Source organism: Streptomyces sp. NPDC059850 (genome assembly GCF_042731515.1).
Lineage (GTDB): Bacteria > Actinomycetota > Actinomycetes > Streptomycetales > Streptomycetaceae > Streptomyces.
The window spans coordinates 280,439-305,111 of record NZ_JBHWJI010000001.1; the positions used below are offsets into that span (position 1 = coordinate 280,439).

29 protein-coding genes are annotated in these 24,673 nt (G+C 70.1%); 7 read left to right on the top strand and 22 right to left on the bottom strand.

Annotation, left to right across the window (positions count from 1 at the left end):
* Positions 1-2: 2 nt before the first annotated feature.
* The 3 genes from ACFV9T_RS01395 to ACFV9T_RS01405 are packed head-to-tail and all read right to left on the bottom strand — an operon-like array spanning position 3 to position 1,351.
* A complete protein-coding gene (locus ACFV9T_RS01395) occupies positions 3-422 on the bottom strand; it encodes a VOC family protein (RefSeq protein ID WP_385436033.1) in 420 nt (139 codons plus the stop codon).
* A 10-nt stretch (positions 423-432) separates the two neighbouring features.
* Entirely contained in the window at positions 433-864 is a 432-nt protein-coding gene (locus ACFV9T_RS01400; RefSeq protein ID WP_385436034.1) for a helix-turn-helix transcriptional regulator, read from the bottom strand.
* Between the two features lie 43 nt (positions 865-907).
* Entirely contained in the window at positions 908-1,351 is a 444-nt protein-coding gene (locus ACFV9T_RS01405; protein WP_385436035.1) for a DUF2000 family protein, read from the bottom strand.
* 49 nt (positions 1,352-1,400) lie between these two features.
* Between ACFV9T_RS01405 and ACFV9T_RS01410 the strand changes: the two genes are divergently transcribed.
* Complete coding sequence (locus ACFV9T_RS01410; protein WP_385436036.1) at positions 1,401-2,219, top strand: AraC family transcriptional regulator; 819 nt, start codon at positions 1,401-1,403, stop codon at positions 2,217-2,219.
* Between the two features lie 3 nt (positions 2,220-2,222).
* Here ACFV9T_RS01410 and ACFV9T_RS01415 read toward each other — a convergent pair whose 3' ends face one another.
* From ACFV9T_RS01415 to ACFV9T_RS01465, 11 genes are all read right to left on the bottom strand, one after another.
* Positions 2,223-2,501: a hypothetical protein gene (locus tag ACFV9T_RS01415; protein WP_385436037.1), complete on the bottom strand. Its 279-nt coding sequence runs from the start codon at positions 2,499-2,501 to the stop codon at positions 2,223-2,225.
* A 125-nt stretch (positions 2,502-2,626) separates the two neighbouring features.
* The gene (locus tag ACFV9T_RS01420; protein WP_385436038.1) at positions 2,627-3,001 is read right to left on the bottom strand and encodes a hypothetical protein; all 375 of its coding nucleotides are present in this window, start codon (positions 2,999-3,001) and stop codon (positions 2,627-2,629) included.
* Between the two features lie 60 nt (positions 3,002-3,061).
* Positions 3,062-3,397 (bottom strand): hypothetical protein, encoded by a 336-nt coding sequence (locus ACFV9T_RS01425; RefSeq protein WP_385436039.1) that lies wholly within the window; start codon positions 3,395-3,397, stop codon positions 3,062-3,064.
* 23 nt (positions 3,398-3,420) lie between these two features.
* A complete protein-coding gene (locus tag ACFV9T_RS01430) occupies positions 3,421-3,945 on the bottom strand; it encodes an RHS repeat-associated core domain-containing protein (protein ID WP_385436126.1) in 525 nt (174 codons plus the stop codon).
* A 313-nt stretch (positions 3,946-4,258) separates the two neighbouring features.
* Positions 4,259-4,885 carry a hypothetical protein gene (locus ACFV9T_RS01435; RefSeq protein WP_385436040.1) on the bottom strand — a complete coding sequence of 209 codons (627 nt, stop codon included), beginning with the start codon at positions 4,883-4,885 and terminating at the stop codon, positions 4,259-4,261.
* Positions 4,885-9,051: an RHS repeat-associated core domain-containing protein gene (locus ACFV9T_RS01440; RefSeq protein WP_385436127.1), complete on the bottom strand. Its 4,167-nt coding sequence runs from the start codon at positions 9,049-9,051 to the stop codon at positions 4,885-4,887. Before ACFV9T_RS01440 ends, ACFV9T_RS01435 begins: the two co-directional genes overlap by 1 nt.
* A gap of 53 nt (positions 9,052-9,104) precedes the next feature.
* Positions 9,105-9,464: a hypothetical protein gene (locus ACFV9T_RS01445; RefSeq protein ID WP_385436041.1), complete on the bottom strand. Its 360-nt coding sequence runs from the start codon at positions 9,462-9,464 to the stop codon at positions 9,105-9,107.
* Positions 9,465-9,577: 113 nt separating this feature from the next.
* Entirely contained in the window at positions 9,578-10,414 is an 837-nt protein-coding gene (locus ACFV9T_RS01450; protein ID WP_385436042.1) for an isoprenyl transferase, read from the bottom strand.
* Positions 10,415-10,491: 77 nt separating this feature from the next.
* Positions 10,492-11,238, bottom strand: a complete 747-nt coding sequence (gene recO, locus ACFV9T_RS01455; RefSeq protein WP_361481102.1) for a DNA repair protein RecO — start codon at positions 11,236-11,238, stop codon at positions 10,492-10,494.
* Positions 11,239-11,369: 131 nt separating this feature from the next.
* Positions 11,370-12,203: a DJ-1/PfpI family protein gene (locus ACFV9T_RS01460; RefSeq protein ID WP_385436043.1), complete on the bottom strand. Its 834-nt coding sequence runs from the start codon at positions 12,201-12,203 to the stop codon at positions 11,370-11,372.
* Positions 12,204-12,359: 156 nt separating this feature from the next.
* A complete protein-coding gene (locus ACFV9T_RS01465) occupies positions 12,360-13,103 on the bottom strand; it encodes a class I SAM-dependent methyltransferase (RefSeq protein ID WP_385436044.1) in 744 nt (247 codons plus the stop codon).
* 442 nt (positions 13,104-13,545) lie between these two features.
* Between ACFV9T_RS01465 and ACFV9T_RS01470 the strand changes: the two genes are divergently transcribed.
* Positions 13,546-13,749 (top strand): hypothetical protein, encoded by a 204-nt coding sequence (locus ACFV9T_RS01470; protein WP_385436045.1) that lies wholly within the window; start codon positions 13,546-13,548, stop codon positions 13,747-13,749.
* Positions 13,750-13,766: 17 nt separating this feature from the next.
* On the opposite strand, the gene ACFV9T_RS01475 is transcribed toward ACFV9T_RS01470, so the two are convergent.
* The 4 genes from ACFV9T_RS01475 to ACFV9T_RS01490 all read right to left on the bottom strand — a co-directional run bounded on the left by ACFV9T_RS01475 (position 13,767) and on the right by ACFV9T_RS01490 (position 16,505).
* Positions 13,767-15,071, bottom strand: coding sequence for a M20 family metallopeptidase (locus ACFV9T_RS01475; protein WP_385436046.1), 1,305 nt, complete (start codon positions 15,069-15,071; stop codon positions 13,767-13,769).
* An 86-nt stretch (positions 15,072-15,157) separates the two neighbouring features.
* Entirely contained in the window at positions 15,158-15,673 is a 516-nt protein-coding gene (locus ACFV9T_RS01480) for a GNAT family N-acetyltransferase (RefSeq protein WP_385436047.1), read from the bottom strand.
* A gap of 59 nt (positions 15,674-15,732) precedes the next feature.
* A complete protein-coding gene (locus ACFV9T_RS01485; RefSeq protein ID WP_385436048.1) occupies positions 15,733-16,296 on the bottom strand; it encodes a Clp protease N-terminal domain-containing protein in 564 nt (187 codons plus the stop codon).
* A complete protein-coding gene (locus ACFV9T_RS01490) occupies positions 16,296-16,505 on the bottom strand; it encodes a helix-turn-helix domain-containing protein (protein WP_009718008.1) in 210 nt (69 codons plus the stop codon). The genes ACFV9T_RS01485 and ACFV9T_RS01490 overlap by 1 nt, the downstream gene beginning before the upstream one ends.
* A 110-nt stretch (positions 16,506-16,615) precedes the next feature.
* On the opposite strand from ACFV9T_RS01490, the gene ACFV9T_RS01495 reads away from it, so the two are divergent.
* The 3 genes from ACFV9T_RS01495 to ACFV9T_RS01505 all read left to right on the top strand — a co-directional run bounded on the left by ACFV9T_RS01495 (position 16,616) and on the right by ACFV9T_RS01505 (position 18,712).
* Positions 16,616-17,266 carry a GNAT family N-acetyltransferase gene (locus ACFV9T_RS01495; protein ID WP_385436049.1) on the top strand — a complete coding sequence of 217 codons (651 nt, stop codon included), beginning with the start codon at positions 16,616-16,618 and terminating at the stop codon, positions 17,264-17,266.
* Between the two features lie 68 nt (positions 17,267-17,334).
* Positions 17,335-17,526, top strand: a complete 192-nt coding sequence (locus ACFV9T_RS01500; protein WP_385436050.1) for a YegP family protein — start codon at positions 17,335-17,337, stop codon at positions 17,524-17,526.
* A gap of 79 nt (positions 17,527-17,605) precedes the next feature.
* The gene (locus tag ACFV9T_RS01505; protein WP_385436051.1) at positions 17,606-18,712 is read left to right on the top strand and encodes a hypothetical protein; all 1,107 of its coding nucleotides are present in this window, start codon (positions 17,606-17,608) and stop codon (positions 18,710-18,712) included.
* A 4-nt stretch (positions 18,713-18,716) separates the two neighbouring features.
* On the opposite strand, the gene ACFV9T_RS01510 is transcribed toward ACFV9T_RS01505, so the two are convergent.
* Together ACFV9T_RS01510 and leuA are read right to left on the bottom strand one after the other, a co-directional pair.
* On the bottom strand, positions 18,717-19,430 hold the full coding sequence (locus tag ACFV9T_RS01510) for a TerB family tellurite resistance protein (RefSeq protein WP_385436052.1): 714 nt from the start codon (positions 19,428-19,430) through the stop codon (positions 18,717-18,719).
* A 166-nt stretch (positions 19,431-19,596) separates the two neighbouring features.
* On the bottom strand, positions 19,597-21,375 hold the full coding sequence (gene leuA / locus ACFV9T_RS01515; RefSeq protein WP_385436053.1) for a 2-isopropylmalate synthase: 1,779 nt from the start codon (positions 21,373-21,375) through the stop codon (positions 19,597-19,599).
* A gap of 337 nt (positions 21,376-21,712) precedes the next feature.
* Here leuA and ACFV9T_RS01520 point away from each other — a divergent pair, with 337 nt between their 5' ends.
* Both ACFV9T_RS01520 and ACFV9T_RS01525 read left to right on the top strand, forming a co-directional pair.
* The gene (locus ACFV9T_RS01520; protein ID WP_385436054.1) at positions 21,713-22,795 is read left to right on the top strand and encodes a M4 family metallopeptidase; all 1,083 of its coding nucleotides are present in this window, start codon (positions 21,713-21,715) and stop codon (positions 22,793-22,795) included.
* A gap of 27 nt (positions 22,796-22,822) precedes the next feature.
* Positions 22,823-23,089 carry a protealysin inhibitor emfourin gene (locus ACFV9T_RS01525; RefSeq protein ID WP_385436055.1) on the top strand — a complete coding sequence of 89 codons (267 nt, stop codon included), beginning with the start codon at positions 22,823-22,825 and terminating at the stop codon, positions 23,087-23,089.
* 133 nt (positions 23,090-23,222) lie between these two features.
* Here the strand turns inward: ACFV9T_RS01525 and era are convergent, their stop codons facing one another.
* Both era and ACFV9T_RS01535 read right to left on the bottom strand, forming a co-directional pair.
* On the bottom strand, positions 23,223-24,188 hold the full coding sequence (era, locus tag ACFV9T_RS01530) for a GTPase Era (RefSeq protein WP_385436056.1): 966 nt from the start codon (positions 24,186-24,188) through the stop codon (positions 23,223-23,225).
* A 70-nt stretch (positions 24,189-24,258) separates the two neighbouring features.
* The gene (locus tag ACFV9T_RS01535; protein WP_385436057.1) at positions 24,259-24,621 is read right to left on the bottom strand and encodes a cytidine deaminase; all 363 of its coding nucleotides are present in this window, start codon (positions 24,619-24,621) and stop codon (positions 24,259-24,261) included.
* Positions 24,622-24,673: the final 52 nt, after the last annotated feature.

The following is a 24,673-nucleotide window of genomic DNA, read 5'->3' on the forward strand; positions in this document are numbered from 1 at the left end:
GGCTAGCGCTTCGGCTGGGTGAAGCGCAGCATGTTCCCCGCCGGGTCGCGGAAGGCGCAGTCGCGGACGCCGTACGGCTGGTCGATCGGCTCCTGCAGCACCTCGCCGCCCGCCGCCTGGACGCGCTCGAACGTGGCGTCCACGTCGTCGGTCGCGAAGAGGACCCCGCGCAGCATGCCCTTGGCGAGGAGTTCCGCCATGGTCTGCTTGTCGGCGGGCGAGGCGTTGGGGTTGGCGGCGGGCGGTTCGAGGACGATGTTGACGTCGGGCTGCGACGGCGATCCGACGGTCACCCAGCGCATTCCCTCGAACCCGACGTCATTGCGCACCTCCAGCCCCAGGATGTCGCGGTAGAAGGCGAGGGCCTTGTCGTGGTCGTCGACGGCGATGAAGCAGGTCGAAAGCGTGATGTTGGTGTTCATGTCTGTCACGCTACGACCGGTCGGCGGCCTTCGCTTCTCCATTCCTGACCGGATCCCTGACCGGCCTGGTGAAGACCTTGGCGACGCAGGCCGGAATCTCCGCCCCCTGCTCATGATCGCGCGCCCGGTACGCGCTCGGGCTCTCGCCCACCAGCTCCGTGAACCGCGAGCTGAACGACCCCAGCGACGTACACCCCACCGCGAAGCAGACCTCCGTCACCGACAGATCCCCGCGCCGCAGCAACGCCTTGGCCCGCTCGATCCGCCGCGTCATCAGGTAGCTGTACGGGGTCTCCCCGAAGGCGTCCCGGAAGCTCCGCGCGAAGTGCCCCGTCGACATCAGCGCGCCGCGCGCCAGCGCCGGGACGTCGAGCGGCTCCGCGTAGTCCCGGTCCATCCGGTCCCGCGCCCGCCGCAACCGAACCAGGTCATCCAGATTCACCCCCTGAGGATCCCACGCCGCCCCAAACGGCTCCGGGTCCCGCTCAGGGGTGCATCCGCGCGCCCTTAAGAACCTTGTCCACCGCGTTGCGCGGCCCGTAGACGGCCAGCCCTACCAGGTCGAGCTGGTCGGTGCCCACCGCCCGTACGGCCGCCCGGTTGTCCCGGTCGTTGCCCGTGCTGAACAGATCCGAGGTGAACAGGGCCCTCGGCAGCGCGCGGGACAGCGCCCGGCCGTGCGCGGTGGTCAGCGTCTCCTTCGTCCCCTCGAAGACCAGCACGGGCTGGCGGAACATCGGCAGATACGCGGTGCCGTCGGCGTCCGCGTACGGCTCGCCGATCACCTCCGGTGCCGTCGCGCCGAGCCCGCTGACGAGGAAGGCGGTCACGTTCAGCCGCTGCCAGGTCTCCAGGTCGTCGCGCAGCAGTACGGCAATCTTCGTGTCGAAGCGGACGGGGGTGTTCTCATCATTCGTGCTCGTGCTCATGGTGTGAGACTGCAGGCCGCACACCCGCACCGTCTTGTACGTTCTTTGCATGGCGTCCCGACCGGAAATCTCCGCTTGGCGCCCGTCGGTCCCGGGCGTCAGCGAGGTCTTCCACGCCCACTTCACCGAGCACGCGTATCCCATGCATGTGCATGACGCCTGGACCCTGCTGATCGTCGACGACGGCGCGGTCCGCTACGACCTGGACCGCCATGAGCGCGGCACCCCGAACGACACCGTCAGTCTGCTGCCGCCGCAGGTCCCGCACAATGGCTCACCCGCCACCGCCGACGGCTTCCGCAAGCGGGTGATCTACCTCGACATGACGCAGCTGGACGCGAGCCTCATCGGACCGGCGGTCGACGGCCCGGACCTCACCGATCCCCTCCTGCGCCGCCGCATCGGCCAGCTGCACGCCGCGCTGGCCGCCCCGAGCGACGAGTTCGAGGCGGAGAGCCGCCTGGCCCTCATCGGCGAGCGCCTGCGCGAGCACCTGCGCCCGAGGCTGGCCGCCGCGACCACCCCCGCGCCCAATCCCGGCATCGCCCAGCACCTCCGCGACCTCCTCGACGAACGCCTCGTCGAAGGCACCACCCTGCAACAGGCCGCCCACCTCCTCCACACCCACCCCGCCCACCTCGTACGCGCCTTCAGCACGGCATACGGCATCGCCCCGCACCAGTACGTAACATCCCGCCGCATCGACCTGGCCCGCCGCCTCCTCCTCGACGGCCAACCCCCGGGCGAGGTGGCGGGTGCGGTAGGCCTCTACGACCAGTCGCACCTGACGCGCCACTTCAAGCGCGTGGTGGGGGTCCCACCGGGCCAGTACGCCCGCACGGGCGCCACCAGCCGAGGGGCACTGTGAGGCTCACATCAACATGTCGTCCACCCACGCCCAGACCTCCAAGGAGCCCCGGCGAACGGCTTCCTCCGGGTGGTGTGCGAGCTGCCCGCAGACCGCTGCGACGTCCGGCGCGCTCTCGGGTCCCACGAGCACGTCCCGCACCCCGGTCTGCAACCAGTCGGCGTGATTGTCGTCAGCCTCGGCAACCGCGAGAGCGATGAGCCGCACGGCTGCCACCGTGCCCACCCGGGCCAGGGCCTCTGCCGTCCATCGAGTCACCGCCGTGTCCTCGACGTCCAACATCAGCCCCACCAAGGCTTCCGCGGCCTCAGGAGCATCAGCGAAGGGGGCGAGGTCACGCCCAGCACGAATACGTCGCGACCACGAAGAAGACGAGGCCTCGGCCAAGGCCGCCTCCAACCCGCCCATCACAGGCCGACCACCGGCGACATCGCCAGGGACACGCGGACTCTCCCCAGCCAGCGGTAGCAGAGGTCAGGCGTGACGGCCTCGAACAGCTCCGGCGTTGAGATCTCGAACAGGAACTGCGTCAGCAAGTCCTCGTGTCCCTCTTCGAAATCCACGTCGTCGCGAAAGTGCACGGTGTGCGCCCAGAGAGAGAGCTCGCCCGGCTCTGCCAAGCCCTCCACGACCTTCTCCAGCACGGCCGCGACGGTGACGCGGTCGAGGACGCTGACCGATGACGTGTCTTCGTCCTGGCGGACCGCCTGGGCGAGGTCGGCCAATGCGCCGCGCCAGCGAAGGAGGTCCTCAACCGCTCGTTTCCCCTCGCTCATGTCCATGCTGGCCACGATCCCCGAGGCGAAGCTCTGGACACAATCGAATTCCGATCTCGTGTCCGCTCACTTCGGGCGGGTGAAGATCTCGACGTCTTCAAGTGCATCCTGGGCAGCACCGGATAGGGCCGCGTCGTCCGCGAGAGCCTCCACCGCAGCCACGGCTGCATCGCCGACGCGACCATGAATTCTGACCAGATGCCCCACCGCGAGTGCTGCAGCTCGGCGAATTCCCGGGTCACTGTGATCAGCGAACTGAACAACCCATTGCTCGACCCGTACATTATCGGACACGTGAAGAGCTGCCGAGATCAGCGTCTCAGTAATAACGTGCGGGTCCCCAGACGTGAACCTGTCTTCGACCTCAGCCACCGAAACTGACCCCAACGGTTCATACTTCATAACGCCTCCCGCACATACGACCCCTAGCTGCCAGGGTCAACAATTTTGCCCTTCGCCGTGACCAATCCTACTTTTCGAGGCGCACTTTGCATCTGCTGACTGAGATCATTCCACGTCCGTACATGCCCATGATATATGCCAGTCCCATTATGCGTCTCATCAAACACCGAGAATTCTCCAGTCTCATGATCAGCGCTAATACGACGCGTCGTATTCGGGTTGAAAGATATCGACCTCTCAAGGGCGGCCTGCGGGTTGGTAGGCTCCGGCGCAGCGTCCCCTCTCTGCATCTTGCCGTGCTTGGGTGAAGGCTCAAATTTTAGAGAGCTCTTATCTGGACTCTCGCCACTACCCTTGCACCCCTTAAGACCCAGCGGGTCAAGCCATCCCAGTGAGTTCCTAACGTAACCATGGTGGTTAAGAGCTGGTTGGAGACCGAGGGGGTCGGGGGTGACGTAGCGGGCGGTTTCGGGGTCGTAGTGGCGGAAGTAGTTGTAGTGCAGGCCCGTTTCGGGGTCGGCGTATTGGCCGGGGAAGCGGAGGGGCAGTCGATTGGTGCTGGTGGGGCGGGGAGGGGGTGCCCCAGAGGGTGGTGCGTTGCTGCCAGGCCAGGGTGCCGTTCGGGGTGACCAGTTCGGTGGGGGTGCCGACCAGGTCGGTGATTATGGCGTGGAAGTGGGTTTTGGCGTCCGCGGCGGAACCAGGCAGGTCCCCAAACGTCGCCGGAGGCAGACATGCTGAGCGCGATACATTTGATTCGGAAGATATAATCACGTCGGAAGACTGCCATAACCAACCGGAACATCAACGGGCTGGCTCCCTATCGAATTGGTGAACCAACCCGGCCTCACTTAAATGACGCTACAGCCGCCTCGGGAGACCGTAGTTCGCGGTCAGAGTTGCGGCATACTCCTGCGGTACGGCCCAATTCGCAAAGGTCACTGGAAGGTACGACTCCAGCGCCCCCGCAACCTCCAAAAAGGGACCAAAGCGTGTACGCCAGTCACTCCGCGTAGCCGCATCCGGAAATCCCTGAAAAACCGCCACCTCAGGGTCCCTTTCACCCCAGCACCCCCATTTCCCAGAGGGGCCGGTCAAAGCGATGACGTTCGCTGAAATCGCCAGTGATCCCATAATATCGCCGTCGGGTTCGTAACCGACAGCCGCCCAGTATTCACTCTCGTCAGCCTCGACGGGAAGTGAAACTGCCGGGTAAATCCGGTAATCCGAAAGATAGAATGTATCGCAATCAGGCTCCAAGACCAGTAGTTCCACGCGCGTATCACCGTGCCACCGGGCCATCGCGCTGAGCGCTGGCCAGAATTCAGGGGTGAGGACTACGTCAAACTCGCAGAAAAGAGAACCCTCACCACCCCGCCTGAATACCTTTTCAGGCAATCTGGCATCTAGGTCAAAGGTAGCCGATGCGCGGGAGCAGATTTCTCGATACTCTTCGCGATCTTTGACGATCCAACCGTCCCCTGCCATCAATCTTCCCCTAGCCTAATTTTTATGTCGGCTTTCTTGGATCCTGGATTGTAGTAGTCCGCGGTCCATCCCTCGTGAGTATTTGCTTTCCCACGCAGGAAATATCTTGCCCCATCTTTCTCGTACATATTATTGGGGCCTTTTTGGGTATGCGTCCATCCATTGGATTCGAGGTTTACGCCGAACTCAACGGGACCCACATTCGTTGATTTATTCAACATGCGAGCCCCGGGTTTTGTAATGTCCTCATATTTGGATGAGGGAGCGGGTATATCCCCGCCTCCTTCATTCTTGCATCCGGCGAGCCCAAGCGGGTCGGTCCAGCTGTGGGGGTTGGGGACGTAGGCATGGTGGTTGAGAGCGGGTTCGAGGCCGAGGGGGTCGGGGGTGGTGTAGCGGGCGGTTTCGGGGTCGTAGTGGCGGAAGTAGTTGTAGTGCAGGCCCGTTTCGGGGTCGGCGTATTGGCCGGGGAAGCGGAGGGGGCAGTCGATTGCGCCTGGTGGGGCGGGGAGGGGGGTGCCCCAGAGGGTGGTGCGGTGTTGCCAGGACAGGGTGCCGTCCGGGGTGACCAGTTCGGTGGGGGTGCCGACCAGGTCGGTGATGATGGCGTGGAAATGGGTTGGGGTCTCGGCCGCGAATTTCGTGATGAGGGATTCGCCCGGCTGGCGGGTGGGGGTGTGGTGGTGGGTCTGGGTGAGGGGGCGGTGGGTGCCGGGGGTGTAGTCCCAGGTGGTGTGGGCGCCGTCCTCCGTGGACTGTTCCGCCAGGCGGGTGTCTTCCCAGGTGAAGTGGAGGAGGGCGGTGGGGGCGCCGTCCTCGGCCAAGCGGTGTTTGGATATTCGGCGGCCTAGGGGGTCGTACGTGTAGTGCCAGTGGTCGCCGTCTGGGGTGGTGGCCTTGACCAGGCGGTCTTCGGCGTTCCAGGTGTACGTCCAGGTGCGGGTCTGGCCGTTGAGGAGTTTGCGGGTGCGGCGGGTCAGGCGGCCCTGGGCGTCGTGTTCGTAGGTGGTGCGGCCCGCGCGGTGGATGATCGTGCCGGTGAAGGAGCGGTCGCCGGGGGTGTCGTGGGCGGGCGCGGTGGCGTGGGTGAGGTTGCCCGCCGTGTCGTACGCGTACGTCTCGGTCCAGCCGTGGGCGTGGACGGCCGTGACCCGGCCCAGCGGGTCGAGGTCGAAACGGCGGGTGCCGGAGGTGAGTTCGCGGATCTCGGTGAGGTAGCCGTCCGCTCGGTAGGCGTAGGAGCGGTGTTGGAGGAGGTTGTCAGCAACCCCGGTGACGGTTTGGGCGGTTAGGCGGTCCGCCTGGTCCCAGGTCTGGGCGAGGGATACGCCGTCGCCCAGGCGGCGTTCGGTTTCCCGGCCTGCCGCATCGTAGGTGAAGGAGAGGGCGCCCGCGCCGTTGTCGAGGGTGGTGGGGCGGCCTGCCGCGTCGTGGGTCCAGGTGGAGCGCAGGCCGCTGGGGGTGGTGCGTTCCGTACGGCGGCCTGCCGCGTCGTAAGCGTATGTCGTGGTGCGGTTGTTGACCGTTTCTGACAGGACGCGGCCTAGGGGGTCGCGTTGGATGGTCAGCTCGGCGTCTGGGGTGGTCGCCTCGGTGAGGTGGCCTGTCACGTTGTACGTGTACCGCGTGGTCTCGCCCTCGTCGGTGCGTTGTTCAACCGCGCGGCCCAGCGCGTCTCGGGTGAAGTGGAGGGTTTCGCCCGCGCCGTTGGTGCGGGTACGCAGACCGCCCGCCGCGTCGTGGGTGTAGGTGAGGGTACGGCCGTTGAAGTCGGTCTCGGCGGTGAGACGGCCCGCCGGGTCGTACGTGTAGGTCCAGGTCAGGCCCTGGGGGTTGGTGACCTGGGTCAGGCGTACCTCGGTGTCGTACGCGAACGAGTACGCCGCGCCGTCCGGGTCCGTGCGGGTCGCCGGGACGTCGAAGTGGGTCGCGGTGTGGTGAGTGGTGTGGCCCGCCGGGTCGGTGTGGCTGCGGAGGTTGCCTTCGCCGTCCCAGGTCCACGTCTCCCGTAGGCCGTCAGGACCCTCGCGCCAGGCGGGCTTGCCCTCGGTGGTCCAGCCCATGCGGGTGGTGTGGCCGAGGGGGTCCGTCACCGCCACCACGCGGCCGAAGGGGTCGCGGCGGGCCGTGGTGGTGTGGCCCAGGGGGTCCACTACAGCGGTCGGCAGTCCGGCCGGGTCGGAGGTGACGCGGGTGGTGTGGTCCAGGGGGTCGGTGACCGAGGCCAGGTGGCCGTGGTCGTCGTACGTGTAGTGGGTCGTCGCGTCGGTCGGGTCGGTGGTGGTGAGGAGGTTTCCGGCGGCGTCGTACGTGTGGCGCCACGTGGTGCCGCCCGGTTCGGTGACCGCCACAGGCTGGCACAGGTCGTTGTACGTGGCCGCAGCATGGCTGCCGTCCGGGAGGGTGACGGCGTTGAGGTTGCCGTCCTCGTCGTACGCGTAGCGGGTGGTGTGGCCCAGCGGGTCGGTGACCGAGAGGCGGCGGTCGCCTCGGGTGTTCCACGTGGTGAGGGTGGTGTGGCCGAGTGGGTCGGTCTCCTCGGTCACTTGGCCGTCGGTGTTGTAGCGGTAGGTGGTGCGGTGGCCGAGGGAGTCGGTGTAGGTGGTGGTGCGCGCCGCGTCGTCGTATTCGAGGGTGCCGTTGTAGACGCCGTCGCTGCCCTCGGTGCGTATCACCCGGCCGTCCGGGTCGTACACGTACCGGAAGGTGGTGCCGTTGCGGTCGGTCCAGGTAGTGACGCGGCCCTCGGCGTCGTACATGTAGCGCATCGGCTCGTTGCTGGAGTTGATGACCTCGGCGAGGTTTCCGGCCTCGTCGTACGCGTAGCGCATGACGACCGTGCCCGCGCCGTCGCGGCCCTGGGGCTCGTAGATCGACGGGGCCTCGTCGAGCAGCCGAAGGGCGGTGACGCGGCGGTGCGCGTCGGTGTCGATGGCCACGTAGTAGCCGCCGGAGTGGCGGATCGCGAGGGGGTTGCCGGACAGGGCGCGTTCGATGTCGACGCGGGCGCCGTTGCGGTCCTGGAGGCTGTCCAGCCACAGGTGGACGGCGCCGGACTCCTCCGTCGGCGCCGGGCGGGTGAAGGTCCGTACGACACCGGTCTGGGGGTCGGTGACGGTCATGACGCCGTCCGGCTTCCCGTCCCACTCCAGCGGCCAGCGCTCGCCCTTCTCCGGCAGGGTGGGAACGCCCGGCTCCGGCACCGGGTACACGAGCCGCATGCCATCGGCGGCAGCGAAGACGACGCCCTCGGAGTCGAGTTGGATGCGCTCGTCCAGCAGACAGGACCAGGTCGGGCCGAAGGTGGCACCGCCACGGTAGGAGGAGAGGTGGGTGCGTTCGAAGACCAGTGGCAGGGAGCCGGGGAGGGTGAGGTCGGTCTGCTCCATGAGCATCGCGCCGGTCGCGATGTCGATCGGTTCGCCGACCTTCGGAGTCGACTTGCCGGAGCGGCCCGCGCGGGGCACCTCGATGAGGTTGGGGCGGACGCCGGGCGGCTTCAGCAGGTCGGGGACGCCGCCGGTCTTGGGGATGACGCCGGACTTGACCACGCCCGCTCCGGCGCCGAAGAGGCCGCCGTAGATCATGCCGTCCTTGGCGGCGGCGCTCACCTCGTCCAGGCTGAAGCCGCCTTGCTGACCCAGGGCGATCTTGAGCGGCTGCACGACGGCGAGGTCGACGGTGATCGACGCGAGGCTGGTGTACACGGCACCGGCCAGCATCTCCGCGGCGATGGTGGCCACCGCACCCTCCACCGCGACGCCCAGGCCCGCCGACATCGCGACGATCTCCCCGGCGACCGCGTCGGAAGCGCCCCCGGTCGGCAGGGTCAGCACCACCCCGGCGACGATCGCCACGGCGTCGATAGCGATCTGCGTCCACAGCTTCTCGATCGCCTCATCGACGTCGTCGGCGAACGCGTCCAGCGCCTTGGCCATGCTGCGGGCGGACTTCGCGAGGTCGCTCAGCCAGCCCCCGTCCTTGCCCTTGGCGTAGCGCCCCCAGAAGGTCTCGAAGGCGTCGATCGCCTCGCCCTTGTTGTTGTGGATGAGCGTCGTGGCGGCCTTGTTGGTCGCGGCGCGTACGTCGTCCACGGTGCCTGCGAAGGTCCGCCAGGCGTCGGCGGCGTGGCGCAGGGTGTCGGCGTCGGCGTCCGGCCACCACATGCCCAGCTCCAGCAGGATCGCCTTGGCCTTCTCCTCGACCTCGCTCCCGAAGCTCACTTGTGGCCGTCCCCACCAGGCGTGTGCTTCGCCTTCGTGAACATGCCCTCGATGAGCTTGTCGTTGTCCACGTGGCCGTCCGCCATGTCCTGCAGCGCCTCGTGGATGCTGGTCAGGCCGAGGACGAGGATGCCGGTCGACGACTCGATGTGCTTCTGGTTCGGCTTGTAGTTCTTCGCGAACTCCTTGCCCGGCCCGTCGTCCCCCCACGGTTCGCCATAGCCGTCCAGCGTGTTGATCAGCGTGGTCAGCGCGTCACTCAGCTTTTTCGCCTGGCGGTGGAACGTCGGCGAGACGGACTTGACGTCCGCCACCTTGATGTCCAGGACCTTGCCCTTGCCGTGGCCATCACTCATGCCACGTCTCCCCCTTTGGCCTGCACGGTGCAAAGTCTTCAGGCTAAGGGGGACGTGATCATGGACTGTTCAATGCGGGCTCTATGGCACGTAAAAAGTCCGCGCTGACCAGGTCAGACGCCCTGCGGGTCGTCCTTCTTCAGCTGGTCCTCGTTCGGGATCGCCCCGCCGAAGCGGCGGTCGCGGGAGGCGTACTCCAGGCAGGCGCGCCACAGGTCGCGGCGGTCGAAGTCCGGCCACAGCACGTCCTGGTAGACCATCTCGGCGTACGCGCTCTGCCAGATCAGGTAGTTCGACGTGCGCTGCTCGCCCGAGGGGCGCAGGAAGAGGTCCACGTCCGGCATGTCGGGGTAGTAGAGGTACTTGGCGAGCGTCTTCTCGTTCACCTTCGACGGGTCGAGCTTGCCCGCGCGCACGTCCTCGGCCAGCGCCTTCGCCGCGTCCGCGATCTCCGCGCGGCCGCCGTAGTTCATGCAGAAGTACATCGTCATGGCGTCGTTGTCCTTGGTCTGCTCCTGCGCGACCTGCAGCTCCTGGGCCACCGACTTCCACAGCTTCGGCATCCGGCCCGCCCAGCGGATGCGGATGCCCAGCTCGTCCATCTCGTCGCGGCGGCGGCGGATGACGTCACGGTTGAAGTTCATGAGGAAGCGGACCTCGTCGGGCGAGCGCTTCCAGTTCTCGGTGGAGAAGGCGTAGAGGGAGAGGTTCTTGACGCCGATCTCCAGGCAGCCCTTGAGCACGTCCAGCACGACGCCCTCGCCGACCTTGTGGCCCTCCGTACGCGGCAGCCCGCGCTCCTTGGCCCAGCGGCCGTTGCCGTCCATCACGCAGGCCACGTGGTTCGGCACCAGCTCGCCGGGGATCTTCGGCGGGCGGGCGCCGGACGGGTGCGGGTCCGGGGCCCGGTAGTCGCGCCGCTGTCGGCCCAGAATCCCGCGTCGTGCCATGGCTTCGCGTCTCCTCAAGTGCGTATGCGTGTGCGTGTGTGGATGTGGGTGTGGGTGTGTGCTGTGTTGTTTTGGGGTTACTTCTCTACGTACCGGAGCGACCTCAGGCCCCGCTCCAGGTGCCAGTGCAAGTACGCCGCGACGAGCCCGCTGCCCTCCCGGGCATGGCGCGGCTCACAGGCGTCCGCCGTCTCCCAGTCGCCGGTCAGCAGCGCGCCCAGCAGCGTCAGCGACTCCGCTGAGGGTACGACGCTTCCCGGCACCCGGCACTCTCCGCAGATGACCCCGCCCGCGCCGACCGAGAAGAACCGGTTCGGACCGGGCATCCCGCACTTCGCGCAGTCGTCGAAGCTCGGCGCGTAGCCGTTTACGGCGAGTGAGCGGAGCAGGAACGCGTCCAGGATGAGATGCGGCTCGTGCTCCCCGGAGGCCAGCGTACGCAGCCCGCCGACGAGGAGCAGATACTGCTGTACGGCGGGCTCGCCCTCATGGTCGGTGAACCGCTCCGCCGTCTCCAGCATCGCCGTCCCGGCGGTGTAGCGGGCGTAGTCGGCGACGATGCCGCCGCCGTACGGAGCGATCGTCTCACTCTGCGTGCACAGCGGCAGCCCGCGGCCGATCAGCTCCCCGCCTCGGGCGAAGAACTGCACGTCCACATGGGAGAACGGTTCGAGGCGCGCGCCGAACTTCGACTTCGTACGGCGCACCCCGCGGGCCACGGCGCGGACGCGGCCGTGGTTGCGGGTGAGCAGCGTGATGATCCGGTCCGCTTCGCCCAGCTTCTGGGTGCGCAGCACGATGCCGTCGTCGCGGAACAGACTCATGCGGCTCATTGTCCCTCAGCGGGACAGGTGGTCCAGCCGCGCACCCAACGCGCCCCACGGCCTGCTCACGGCGTTCCCCGAAGACGAGGAGAACGCCGTGAGCAGACCCCGTGAGCACACGCCGTGAGCCGCTAGCTCCCGCTCATGTCGGCGGCCGCGAGGAGTTCGAGGGCGAGCTGCCGCAGCTCCGGCCCCGCCTTCTCCGGGGTGCCCGCGTCGAAGGGCGGGTCGGGGTCGTACTCCACTGCGAGTTGCATGGCCTGGGCGGTCCGCTCGTCGGAGAGGCGGGCGGCGAGGTGGAGGCCCATGTCGATACCGGCGGACACCCCCGCCGCGGTGATGATCTTCCCGGATTCGACGAACCGCCCCGGGGTGTACGTGGCACCGGCGTCCGCCAGGTAGGAGCGGGAGGCCCAGTGGGTGGTGGCGGGCCGACCGCGCAGCAGCCCGGCGGCGCCCAGGATCAGGGATCCGGTGCACACCGAGGTCGTCCACAGCGATCCGCGGTGGATGCGGCGGATCCACTCCAGGACGGCGGGGTTGGCCATGGTGGCCGCCGTACCGCCGCCGCCCGGCACCAGCAGCACATCGGCCCGCTCCACGCTGTCCAGGGAGCGCTCGGCCACCAGCCCCAGCTCCCCGGTGTCGGTGAGGAGCGGTCCGGCCTTCTCGGCCACCATGGTCACGGTCACCCCGGGCACGCGGCACAGCACCTCGTACGGGCCGATGGCGTCCAGCGCGGTGACCCGGTCGTACAGCAGCACCGCCACCCGCACCCCGGCGTCGCGCGCCCCGGCCCCGTCCGCCCGCTCCGCCGCCTCGGCCCGCGCCGCCTCCGCGCGCGCCACCTCCCCTTCGGCGCGCGCCGGTGCCGCCGCGCCGACCGTCAGCAGCCCCGCGCCCAGCCCGCTCGCCGCCGCCGTACGCAGCAGCTTGCGACGGCCGCGGTCAACGTCTTTCGCCATCAGTGACTCCCTGATCCGTGGATGAGCCGACGGGCGTCGGCGAAACAGGTAGTCGTTCCGGAGGGCACCCAAGTTCCCGAGTCGGCGCTCCGGCGGGGTGAGCACCATGCGGCGAGTACGCCCGGGCAGTTGAGGGCCCGGGCGGTGTGATCCGGGTCAGTGTGCGGCCGTGACTCCGGCGGACGTCCGGATCGCGCCCGGGACCCTTTCCACGGGGCGCTGCAGCTGCCAGACGTGGGCCGGGGGCAGGTTGGCCCATACCGCGCTGCGGCCGGTGGCGTAGTGGCGCTGGTAGTCGGCCAGCACCTCTTCGGAGGCCTGCTGGCGCCGCGCCTGGGTCCGGGAGGCCAGCGCCAGCAGAGGGCGGGTCTGCCGGGCGCCGCAGTAGGCGAAGTACGTCAGCAGACCGCCGGGGCGCAGCAGCTCCAGATACCGGCCCATGATCGCTTCCACCTGGTGGGGGTCGAAGTTGGCGAAGGGCAGGCCCGAGATGATCGCGTCGTAGCGGCGGCCTATGTCCAGCTCCTCGACGTACGCGTGGTGCACCCGGGCCTGCCCGGGCTCCCCGGCCAGGCGCGGGTGGGTGCGGACGAGGTCGCGCAGCCGGTCGGTGAAGCGGGAGTTGGCCTCGACGATGTCCAGACGGCTGCCCGCCGGGAGCTGGTGGATGAGGGAACGGGTGACGGACCCGGTACCGGCGCCCACCTCCAGGACGTTCAACCGCCGCCCCGCCTGTGAGCGCAGCGGCTCGGTCAGCGCGTGGGCCAGCGCCCGGCCACTGGGGGCGAGAGCCCCGGTGGTGCGGATGTCGCGGGCTGCCTCGAGCAGGAACATCCAGTTGTTCCCGGCACCGCTCTGCGCGAGGCCACGTTTTGGCGAGGGGGTGTTCGAGTCGTCCATGGCACGACGCTACAAACAGCCCGCGCGGCGGCCGATCCTTCTCCATGTGACGGTGCCCACCCGTGACGGCGGCGCGGCGGCACGGAAGGCCGGTGAAGGGGCGCCGAGGGGCCGACTGCCGCGTGTTCCGGGGCGAGTTGACGCGGAAGACCGGCGGGGGCGCGGGCGGGCGCCGGGGCCGCGTGGCGCTGGTCACACTCGGGGCGCGGATCGACCGCCCGTGACCACTACCCGACGGTACGCACGGACATCGCGCACGCCGTACGGGGCCCTCCCCCTGCCCCGATGTCACAGCCCTGTGCCGGGGCGGGCCTGGTTGGGCCACAACCCGGGCCCGGCAGGGGAGTTGGGGCGGCGGGGCGGGAGGGGTTGCGCACACTGGATGCCACGGGGCGGGTCAGCGCGTAGCTGACCTGCGGAGAAGCGACAGCGGAGGTGTGCCATGGCGGCTGGTTGCCGCGACTGCGAGAGGTGTACGAAGTCATGGCTGGGGCGGGTGCTGGAGAACGCGGCCGTGGGGCTGATGCACGTGTGCACGATCGGCATCAGCTATCTGATCAAGAGGGGCTTCAGGCGGCACTGCCCCCAGTGCAAGCACCTGCTGTCCCGGCATGCGCGCAGGTCGGACGGCTCGTTCCGCGACTAGACCGGACCAGCGGCGCGTCAGGCCGCCGAGGTCCGCTCCGCGAGCCAGCCCGCCATCGCCCGTACGCCGAGGCCGATGGCGCGCTCGTCCGGGGCGAAGTCGGGAAAGTGCGGATAGGCGGTGGTGAGGGGCGCGCCGGGGGTGCGGACGCCGAGGAAGGTGTACGTACCGGGGACGCGGTCCAGGTAGAGGGCGAAGTCCTCGCCGCTGAAGGGCGGGAACGCGGCGTGCAGCTCGGCCACCGCGCCCCGGCCGACCGAGCGGCGCAGATGGCGGGCGAGCCTGCGGCCGTCGGGTTCCGGGCAGACCATGGCGGGGAACGGGGCGGCGGGAAAGCTCACGGCGGCTCCCGGGTACGAGGCGGCCAGCCGCCGGATGTCCGCGCGCACCTCCCGATACCGCTCCTCCGGCCAGCAGCGGTAGGACACGCTCACCGTGTTGTCCCGCGCGCTCGCCCGGAGAGCTACGAAGCGGGCCAGCGGCCCGCCCGGCACCTGGGCGTCGGCGACCAGTCGCGCCAGGTCGGCCGGTGTCTGCGGCTGGCTCACGGTGGCGAGCGCGGCGATCTCGGCGGCCAGCCGCCCCGCGGCCCCGGGCGCGTCCGGCCCTGAGAGCGTCATCTCCGCCTTGTCCTGGCCCGGCAGCCCGTAGCCCGCGGTCGTGGCGAACCGGCCGACGGGGAACGGCCCGCAGTGCAGCGCGTGGATCTCCTCGGCCCCCGTGCGCTCCAGCACGCCCGCGTCGATCAGCGCGCGGGCCCCGGACAGGCTCTCCTCGGCGGGCTGGAAGAGGAACACCACCGTGCCGCTCAGTCGCGTGCGCAGCCGCGCCAGGACCCGCGCGACGCCGAGGGCGACCGTGGTGTGGATGTCGTGCCCGCAGAGGTGGGCCGCCGCCGGGCCGCCCCCGATGATGTCCTGGGGCGGCACCGCGTCCATGTCGGCCCGGTACGCCACGGTCCGGCCCGGATGTACGCCCCGCAGGACACCGACCACGCCGTGGCCGCCCACTCCCGTGGTCACGGCCAGCCCGCCCGCCCGCAGCTCCCGCGCCACCACCCCGGCGGTGCGCCGCTCCTCCCCCGGCGTCTCGGGGTGCCGGTGGAGGTCCCGTCGCAGCGCGATCAGCCCGCGCTCCAGGCGTGCCGCCTCGGCGTCCACCGCCCGCCGCGTCACCGGCAGCGGCCCGCCGCCCGCGACCGCGCTCCCCGCGCTCCCCCAGGCCACTCCCGCACCGGCCGCCGCCGCCCCGGCGAGCAGCGTACGGCGGGCGGGAGCGCGCCCCGTGAGAGGTCTGGCCGTTCGTTCCTCGTGGTGTGTCATGCCGCAACGATCGCCGCACGCACACGCCGTGGCCCATCCGGCGGGCCACCGCCCCGGGGTGGGGGCAGCCCCCCACCGGCTGACCCTCAGACGCGGTCGAACGGCTCGGCGTAGGCGAACGGGCCCTTGAGGGTGGGTTGATACGCGGTCAGGGACCGGACCTGGAAGTAGTCGCCCCAGGCCGGGTCGGGGGCCGTGATGCCGTACGCGGACGCGGGGCGGAAGCCGAAGCGGCCGTAGTACGCGGGGCTGCCGAGGAGCGCGACCAGGGATTCGCCGAACGCGTCCGCCGCGCCCAGGATCGCGTGCATCAGCGCCAGGCCCACGCCCCGGCGCTGGTGGGCGGGGTGGACGCTGAGGGGGCCGAGCCCGAGGGCGAGGTCGGGGCCGACGTGGCCCCGGGTGCACACCACATGGCCGATCACATCACCGCGGTCACCGGCCGCGACGAAAGACAGGGCGGGCAACCAGGCGTCGCAGGTGCGGAGTTCGCCGAGGAGGGTGACCTCGACCGGGACCGCGGCCTCCGACTTGCCGAACGCTGCCGCCGTGACGTCGCGTACACCGGCGATGTCGGAGGGGGTTTCTCGTCGGATCAGCATCGGCACAGGATGCGCGGCGGATCAAGCTCGGGGCAACCCATTTGTGCCGTACGGAGCCACTACGCGGAGCGCGCGCGGGTGGCGAGGGCCTGTTCCGCCCGGACGTACGTCACGTCGTGATCGGCGAGGACGTTCGCGGCGACGCCGGGGCGGGCGAGGAGGGCGAGCAGGAGGTGTTCGTCGCCGATGGTCTTGTCGCCCCGGCCGATCGCGATCCGCAGCGACCGCTCCAGGACCGACTTGGCCTCGGGCTCGAAGCGGGCCCGGGAGCGACGGCGGCGGCGCGGGGTGGCCAGGGCTCCGGCGCCGTGCGCCTCCTCCACGCGGGAGACGATCGCGTCCACGTCGATGCCGAGCCCGGCCAGCGCCTCCGCGTCCGCGTTGGAGATGCCGCCGCGGCGGCGGACGTCGGCCAGGGCGCGTTCGATCGAGGCGCGCCGGGCGGTGGCGCCCAGGGTGGTCAGGACGTGGGCGGCGGGGGTGTTCGTACGGCCGCCGTCCGCGCGGTCCAGGAGCGCGAGCAGCAGCTCGGGCTCGCCGACCGTCGCGTCGCCCGCCTCGTCCGCCTGCCGGACGGCCCCGCGGACGACCTCGCGGGCACTGGTGGTGAACCTCTCGAACATCAACGCCTCCCGTGCTTCTTGTGAACGGCCTGACGACTGACGCCCAGTTCGGCCGCGATCTCCTGCCACGACCAGCCCTTGGCGCGGGCGCTGCGCACCTGTACGGCCTCCAGCTGCTCCAGCAGGCGGCGCAGCGCGGCGACGGCGCGCAGTCCGACGCGGGGGTCCCGGTCGCCGGCGCGCTCGGCGAGATCCGTTGCTTCGGTCATGCCGTCAATGTACGTTGACACCACCCAAGCGTCAACCCTGATTGACATCCCGCCGCCCGCCCGCGCCAATTGGGTCGACGCGCCCTCGACGACTCCGGCAACCTCCCTCCATGGACCCCCATCACTGGCCCCTCTACGGGCTCCGCCTCCGCACCCCCCGCCTTGAGCTGCGGCTTCCCGACATCCCCCGGGCCGACGAGCTGGGCGCCGTCGCCGCGGGCGGGGTGCACGACCCGGCGGAGATGCCGTTCAGCGTGCCGTGGACCGACGCCGCCCCCGAGGAGCGCGGGCGCGCGACGTTCCAGCACATCCTGCGGACCATCGCGGAGTGGCGACCGGAGGACTGGGTGCTGAGCCTCGCCGTGCTGCACGAGGGCACGGTGATCGGACGGCAGGACGTCAGCGCGACCGACTTCGCCGTGACACGGGAGGCGGGGACCGGCTCCTGGCTGGGCCTCGCCCACCAGGGCCAGGGCTTCGGCACGGAGATGCGCGCGGCCGCGGCGCAGCTGGCGTTCGCCGGGCTGGGGGCGCGCGCTCTGACATCGGGCGCGTTCATGGAGAACGGGCGCTCGCTCGGCGTCTCGCGCCGCCTCGGCTACCGCCCCGACGGCCTGGAGACGGTCGCCGTACGGGGCGAGGCCCGGACCCTCCAGCGGCTGCGGCTGGACCGCGCGGCCTGGGAGGAGCGGCGCACCGTCCCCGTCGAGGTGCGGGGCTTGGAGCCGTGCCGGGAGATGTTCGGAGCACCCCTGAGCTGATGCGAGGGGGCGGGGCCCGATTTACGGTGGTTCGAGGGGGCCGCGACGACCCGTGGAGGTGGCACCACATGGCGGGCAAGTTCGAGATCTACGAGGACAAGCGCGGCAAGCACCGCTTCCGCCTGAAAGCGGGCAACGGCGAGATCATCGCGGTCGGCGAATCGTACGACTCCAAGACCGCGGCCCAGAAAGGCGTGGAGTCGGTCAAGAAGAACGCGCCCACGGCCGAGGTCAAGGAGATCCCGACCGAGAAGTCGTAGGACCGTGGGGGCAGGTTCGGTGCGGTAGCCGCGCCGTACGGCCGAAGGCGTCCGTACGGCGCTCGCTACGCTCCCGTCCGTGACCAAGACCCCGATAACCCAGGCCCCGGCTGCCGCCCGCACGCGGCTGCGCCGGGCCCGCGCCGGAGCCGTCCACCTCTGGACGCACCCCCGGCTGCGGTGGCCCAAGCGCGTCGTGGCCGCCCTCGCGGGGTGCCTGGTGCTGTCCCTGCTGGCCGCCGGGATCGCCCTGCGGCTCCAGTACGCGGGCGACCCGAAGTCCGGCACCCAGACCCGAGGCCGGGACGCGGTATGGCTGGGCCACGCCTGGGTGGACGGCCGCAACGGCGACGCCGAACTGGCCACCCTGGCCCGGCGCGTACGCGGCACCGGCATCCGCGACCTGTACGTCCACACGGGCCCGCTGGAGCACGACGGCACCCTGAACGCGAAGCGCTACCCGCGCGCCGGGTGGCTCCTGAAGGCCGTCCACCGCGAGCTGCCCGGCGTACGCGTACAGGCCTGGCTCGGCGACGTCCTGGCCACCGAGGGCCCCACCGGGCTCCGGCTCACCGACCCGCGCAGCCGCGCCCATGTGGTGCGCTCCGCCCGCCAGGTGCTGGACGCGGGCTTCGACGGCGTCCACTTCGACCTGGAGCCGCTGCACTCCGGCGACGGCGACTACCTCACCCTCCTCGACGGCCTGCACGCCCTCACCCGCGACCGCCGCGTCCCGCTCTCCGTCGCCGCCCACCAGATCGACCCGCTGCCCGCACTGCACTCGGTGGCGGGCTTTCTCTTCAACCACCCCAAGTGGTGGTCACAGGCGTTCTTCGGCCAGGTGGCGCGGCGGGTCGACCAGATCGCGGTCATGTCGTACGACACGTCGATGCCACTGGAGAGCCTGTACGGCGGCTACGTGGCCCAGCAGACCCAACTCGCCCTGGAGGCCACCCCACCGGGCACGGACCTCCTGATGGGCCTGCCCGGCTACCACACCAACAACTGGGGCCGCCACGCCTGGGCCGAGACCGTCCCCGCCGCCATCCGCGGCGCCCGCCTCGGCCTCGGCCGCGAGGACCGCGACCGGAAGCGCTTCGGGGTGGCCCTCTACGTGGACTTCGCCGCGACGCACGCGGACTGGGCGGCGTACCGCGAGGATTGGGGCGCGCCAGGTCTCAAGTAGGCCATCAGAACGCCGCGCGCGTCGCGGCCAGGAGGCGGGCTGTGTCGTCGGGGCAGATCATGAGGGCTCGGCCGACCGTTTCGAGGACCGCGCGCTCGGCCGGGCGGTAGGGGCCGTCGGCGACGGCGATGCGGGCGCCCTGGAGGAGGATCGCCTCGCGGCCGGTGGGGGCGAGGTGGGGGGCCAGGGGTTCCAGGGCCTCGTGCAGTTCGATGGCGAGCGCCGTACCGCACGGGTCGAGGCCGTCGCGCTCGCCGGTGGCGGCGCCGGGGAGGCGGCCGGTGTCGGCGGCGAGCGCTTCGATGAGCGCGAGGAGCTGGCCTTCGTCGCAGTCGGCGAACCCGGCGGCGCGCACCGCGCCGACCGCGACCTGCCGCACCGCCGTGGCCTCGGTGCCGCCCGCGGCGAGGACCGCGAGGGCGACCGTGTGCACGGCGTCGCGCAGCATCGCGGAGAAGCGCGTGGTGGTGGGGTGATCCAGGGCCTCGGTGCCGAACTGGGTCGCGCAGGCGGCGCATTCGACGACTGGCGCGACCGGCCCGCGGGGCAGCACCGGCAGGCCGAGCACCACGATGCGTCGGCGGCCGGTGCGGCGGCGGTAGTTGCGGTCGCCCCCGCAGTCGGGGCAGAAGAACTCACCATCGCCGACGGTCCGCCACAGAGTTCGGACGCCTACCACACACAGGTCCCGGTCACGGCGGGCTCGCGCGTGCACCACGTCACACCTCCATAACGCTTCGGCCACGTTGCCGCGTTGACGTGATGCTAGCCACATCCATGATGTGCCGTCAGTACCCCGAACGGAGACAACAGGCCAAACCCGAGGCCCCGCCCACCTCACACGGTGAACGGGGCCCCTTGTGGGTGACAAGCCCGGCGGACGTTTACCGCCGTGCGCGGTTGACCGCCGAGACGACGGCCTTCAGGGAGGCGCGCACGATGTTGGCGTCGACGCCGACGCCCCACAGCACCTTCCCGTCGATCGCGCATTCGATGTACGCGGCGGCCTGTGCGGCCGCGCCCTCGCTCAGGGTGTGCTCGGAGTAGTCCAGCAGCCGTACGTCGATGCCGATGGCGCCCAGGGCGTCGAAGAAGGCCGCCAGCGGGCCGTTGCCGGAGCCGGTCAGGACGGTCTCGGTGCCGTCCACGACGGCCTCGACGGTGAGCGCGTCGGTGCCCTCGCTGCTGGTGGACGTCTGGGCGGTGCGCAGCGCGATCCGGCCCCACTGGTTGTCGTCCGTCGGCAGGTACTCGTCCTGGAAGGTCGCCCAGATCTGGGCCGGGGTGACCTCGCCGCCGTCGGCGTCGGTCTTGGCCTGAATCGTCTTGGAGAACTCGATCTGCATGCGGCGCGGCAGATCCAGGTTGTGGTCGTTCCGCAGGACATAGGCGATACCGCCCTTGCCGGACTGCGAGTTGACCCGGATGACGGCCTCGTAGGAGCGGCCGACGTCCTTGGGGTCGATCGGCAGGTACGGAACAGCCCACTCGATCTCGTCGACCGTCTTGCCCTGCTCGGCCGCACCGGCCTCCATCGCCTCGAACCCCTTCTTGATGGCGTCCTGGTGGGAGCCGGAGAAGGCGGTGTAGACCAGATCGCCCGCGTAGGGGTGGCGCGGGTGGATCTGCATCTGGTTGCAGTACTCGGCGGTGCGGCGGATCTCGTCGATCTGCGAGAAGTCGATCTTCGGGTCGACGCCCTGGGAGAACAGGTTCATACCCAGGGTCACCAGGTCGACGTTGCCGGTGCGCTCGCCCTGCCCGAACAGACAGCCCTCGATGCGGTCCGCCCCAGCCATGATCGCCAGCTCGGCGGCGGCGACGGCCGTGCCGCGGTCGTTGTGCGGGTGGACGGACAGGCAGATGTGCTCGCGGCGGGACAGGTTCCGCGACATCCACTCGAACCGGTCCGCGTGCGTCGAGGGCGTCGAGCGCTCGACCGTCGCGGGCAGGTTGAGGATGATCTCGCGGCCGGCCTCGGGCTGCCAGACGTCCATGACGCCCTCGCAGACCTCCAGCGCGAAGTCCAGCTCGGTGTCGGTGAAGATCTCGGGGCTGTACTGGTAGCCGAAGACCGTGTCGTCGCCCAGGATCTTGTCGGCGTACTCGACCACCAGTCGGGTGCCGTCCACCGCGATCTGCTTGACCTGCTCACGGGTGCCGCGGAAGACGACGCGGCGGAAGGTGGGCGCGGTGGCGTTGTACAGGTGCACGGTGGCCTTGTGCGCGCCGCGCAGCGACTCGACGGTGCGCTCGATCAGCTCTTCGCGGGCCTGGGTGAGGACGGAGATCGTCACGTCCTCGGGGATCGCGCCCTCCTCGATGATCGACCGTACGAAGTCGAAGTCGGTCGAGCCGGAGGACGGGAAACCGACCTCGATCTCCTTGTACCCCATGCGGACCAGCAGGTCGAACATCTCGCGCTTGCGCACCGGGGACATCGGGTCGATCAGCGCCTGATTGCCGTCCCGCAGATCGGTGGACAGCCAGCGCGGCGCGGCGGTGATCCTGTTGTCCGGCCAGGTGCGGTCGGGGATGTCGACCGCCTCGTACGGGCCGTACTTGTGGATCGGCATGCCCGAGGGCTTCTGGGTGACGGTCGCGGCGGTGATGGGGGTGGGGCGGCCTACGGCGCGCTGACCGGGATTGTCGGACGTGCTCATGATGCGTGGGCTCCTCTTGGATCCGCTCGTGGTGTCCGCTGGGACTCCGCTGGGACGAAAGTCCATGGGGCGGCCGACGGGGCGTAATCACCGCAACACCGAACTCCGCGGGGAGGGGGTCGGCCTACGACTACAGGCCCTCGCCGCGGCAGCTAAGAAGAAGCAGCCCGAAACGCATGATGCCGAGCAGCCTAACGGAAGAGGTGCGCCGCGCGAGACCCCGTATCACTATGCGGACCACGGCATCTCGCGCGGAGGAATGGCCATCAACCACTCGATTTCATCAATCATGACCGCAAGGCGTGACAAGCGGTAGACGCGGTGCGACATTGCCTGGATGGATGTCAACGCGAACTCCCGCCGCCGTGGTGTCTTCTGCACGATCGTGCCGCCGCATGTCCTCGACAAGGTCTCCCGGCACGAGGACTCCGCCCTCGCCGATCCCGCCCGCCGCACCCTGGAGCGGGACGCCCTGGAGCGCACCCGCCGCCGGATCACCACCGTCCGCGGGATCGCCGCCCCCACCCTGGAGGGCGCGCCCTCCGACCGGCCGAAGCGGACGATCTACGACTCCCAGCACCAGTCCGCGCTGCCGGGCAAGAAGGTGCGCGGCGAGGGCGACACGGCGACCTCGGACGAGTCCGTGACCCGGGCGTACAACGGGCTGGGCGCGACCTTCGAGCTGTTCCTCAAGGTCTACGGCCGCCACTCGATCGACGACGCGGGCCTGGCGCTGGACGCCAGCGTCCACTACAGCCAGGACTACAACAACGCCTTCTGGAACGGCGAGCAGATGGTCTTCGGCGACGGTGACAACGAGATCTTCCTCGACTTCACCATCCCCATCGACGTCATGGCCCACGAACTGACCCACGGCGTCACCCAGTACACCGCCAACCTGGAGTACTTCGGCCAGTCCGGGGCGCTCAACGAGTCGATGTCCGACGTCTTCGGCTCGCTCGTCAAGCAGCACGCGCTGGGCCAGAGCGCCGACGAGGCCGACTGGCTGATCGGGGCCGGGCTGCTGGCGGAGCGGGTCACCGGCGTGGCCCTGCGCTCCCTGAAGGCCCCCGGCACGGCGTACGACGACGACGTCCTCGGCAAGGACCCGCAGCCCGGCACGATGGACGACTACGTGCGCACCTCGCGGGACAACGGCGGCGTCCACATCAACTCCGGCATCCCCAACCACGCCTTCTACCTGGCCGCCACGGCGATCGGCGGCAACGCGTGGGAGAAGGCCGGGCGGATCTGGTACGACGTGCTGACCGGCGGCGAGCTGTCCTCTGAGGCGCAGTTCGACGACTTCGCCCGGCTCACGGTCGCCGCGGCGCAGGCCCGCTACGGCGAGGGCGAGGAGCGGGACGCGGTGCGGGGCGCCTGGGAGGGCGTGGGGATCACCGATCTGGACGCGCGGTAAGGCTCACCCTCGGGTACTGATGGACCTATGCGTATCTCCGTGACCCGCTCCGGCGGATTCGCCGGAATCGAGCGCCGGGCCGATCTGGACACCTCCGGACGGCCCGACGCCACCCATCTGGCCGCCCTGGCCCACCAGGCCGTCGAGTCCGGCGCCCCGGCGGCCACCCGCGGCGTCCCGGACGGCTTCCACTACGAGATCACGGTGGAAGGCCGCACGGTCCACGCCGCGGACCCGCACCTCAGCGACGCCCAGCGCGAGCTGGTGCGGACGGTGCTCAAGGAGGGCACGTAAGGGGCTCAGAAGCCCAGTCCGCGCAGCTGCTTCGGGCCCCCTCTTCTCTGCCGCCCTCGCACCGCTCGGCCCCAGGGGGCCTCCCGGGCTTCGCACGGCTGCGCCGGACTCCGACCGGCGGCGAGGGCAGGCGTCAGAAGCCCAGTCGGCGCAACTGCTTCGGATCCCGCTGCCAGTCCTTGGCGACCTTGACGTGCAGATCGAGGTAGACCGGCGTCCCGAGCAGCGCCTCGATGTGCTTGCGGGACTTGGAGCCGACGTCCTTCAGGCGGCGGCCCTTGGGGCCGATGACGATGCCCTTCTGGCTGGGGCGCTCGATGTAGAGGTTCGCGTGGATGTCCAGCAGCGGCTTGTCCGCCGGGCGGTCCTCGCGCGGCAGCATCTCCTCCACGACCACCGCGATGGAGTGCGGCAGCTCGTCCCGTACGCCCTCCAGCGCCGCCTCGCGGATCAGCTCCGCGACCATCACCTGCTCCGGCTCGTCGGTGAGGTCGCCCTCGGGGTAGAGGGTCGGACCCTCGGGGAGCAGCGGGACGAGCAGATCGGCCAACAGGCCCACCTGCTGGTCACCGACAGCCGAGACCGGGACGATCTCGGCCCACTCGATGCCCAGTTCCTTGCCGAGCCGGTCGATGGCCAGGAGCTGCTGGGCGAGTTGCTCGGATTCGACCAGGTCGGTCTTGGTGACGATCGCGACCTTGGGCGTCTTCTTGATCCCGGCCAGCTCGCCCGCGATGAAGCGGTCACCGGGGCCCAGCTTCTGGTCGGCGGGCAGGCAGAAGCCGATGACGTCGACCTCGGCCCAGGTGGTCCGTACGACGTCGTTCAGCCGCTCGCCGAGCAGGGTGCGCGGCTTGTGCAGACCGGGGGTGTCGACGAGCACCAGCTGTGCGTCGGGGCGGTGCACGATGCCGCGCACGGTGTGCCGGGTGGTCTGCGGGCGGTTTGAGGTGATCGCAACCTTCGTCCCCACCAGTGCGTTGGTCAGGGTCGACTTGCCCGCGTTCGGGCGACCGACGAAGCAGGCGAAACCCGAGCGGTGCGGGGTCTCCCGCTGCTCGGTCGGGGACGAGGGGGTACCGGCAGTCATGGCCACCATTCTCCCCGATGCCCCGGCCCGCTCCTACCAGCCGCCCATCACCCGCCCCCGCACCCTCTTCCCGGCCGTGTCAGACGGGCAGCGTGGCGCGCAGAGTGCCGTCCGTGGCCGCCAGCAGGATCGGGGTCCCGGCGCCGCCCAGGTCCCGTACGGCCGCGCGGTCCTCGTCGGTGGCGGTCTCGGCGTCGGTCACCACGGCCACGGCCTCCAGCGACTTCGCGCCGCTGGCGACGGCCATCGCGACGGCGGTGCGCACCGCGCTGAGCTGGAGCGAGTCGAGGGCGACGGTACCGGCGACATACGTACGCCCCGTCTCGTCCCGTACGGCGGCGCCCTCCGCGACGCCGTTGCGGGCCCGCGCGGAGCGGGCCAGCGTGATGATCTTGCGGTCTTCGGGGTCCAGCTGCGCTGCTTCGCTCATACGGATGAGCATAGGACGGGCCGCTGACAGGCCGCTGACCGGGCGTGACACCGGCTGTCGGCAT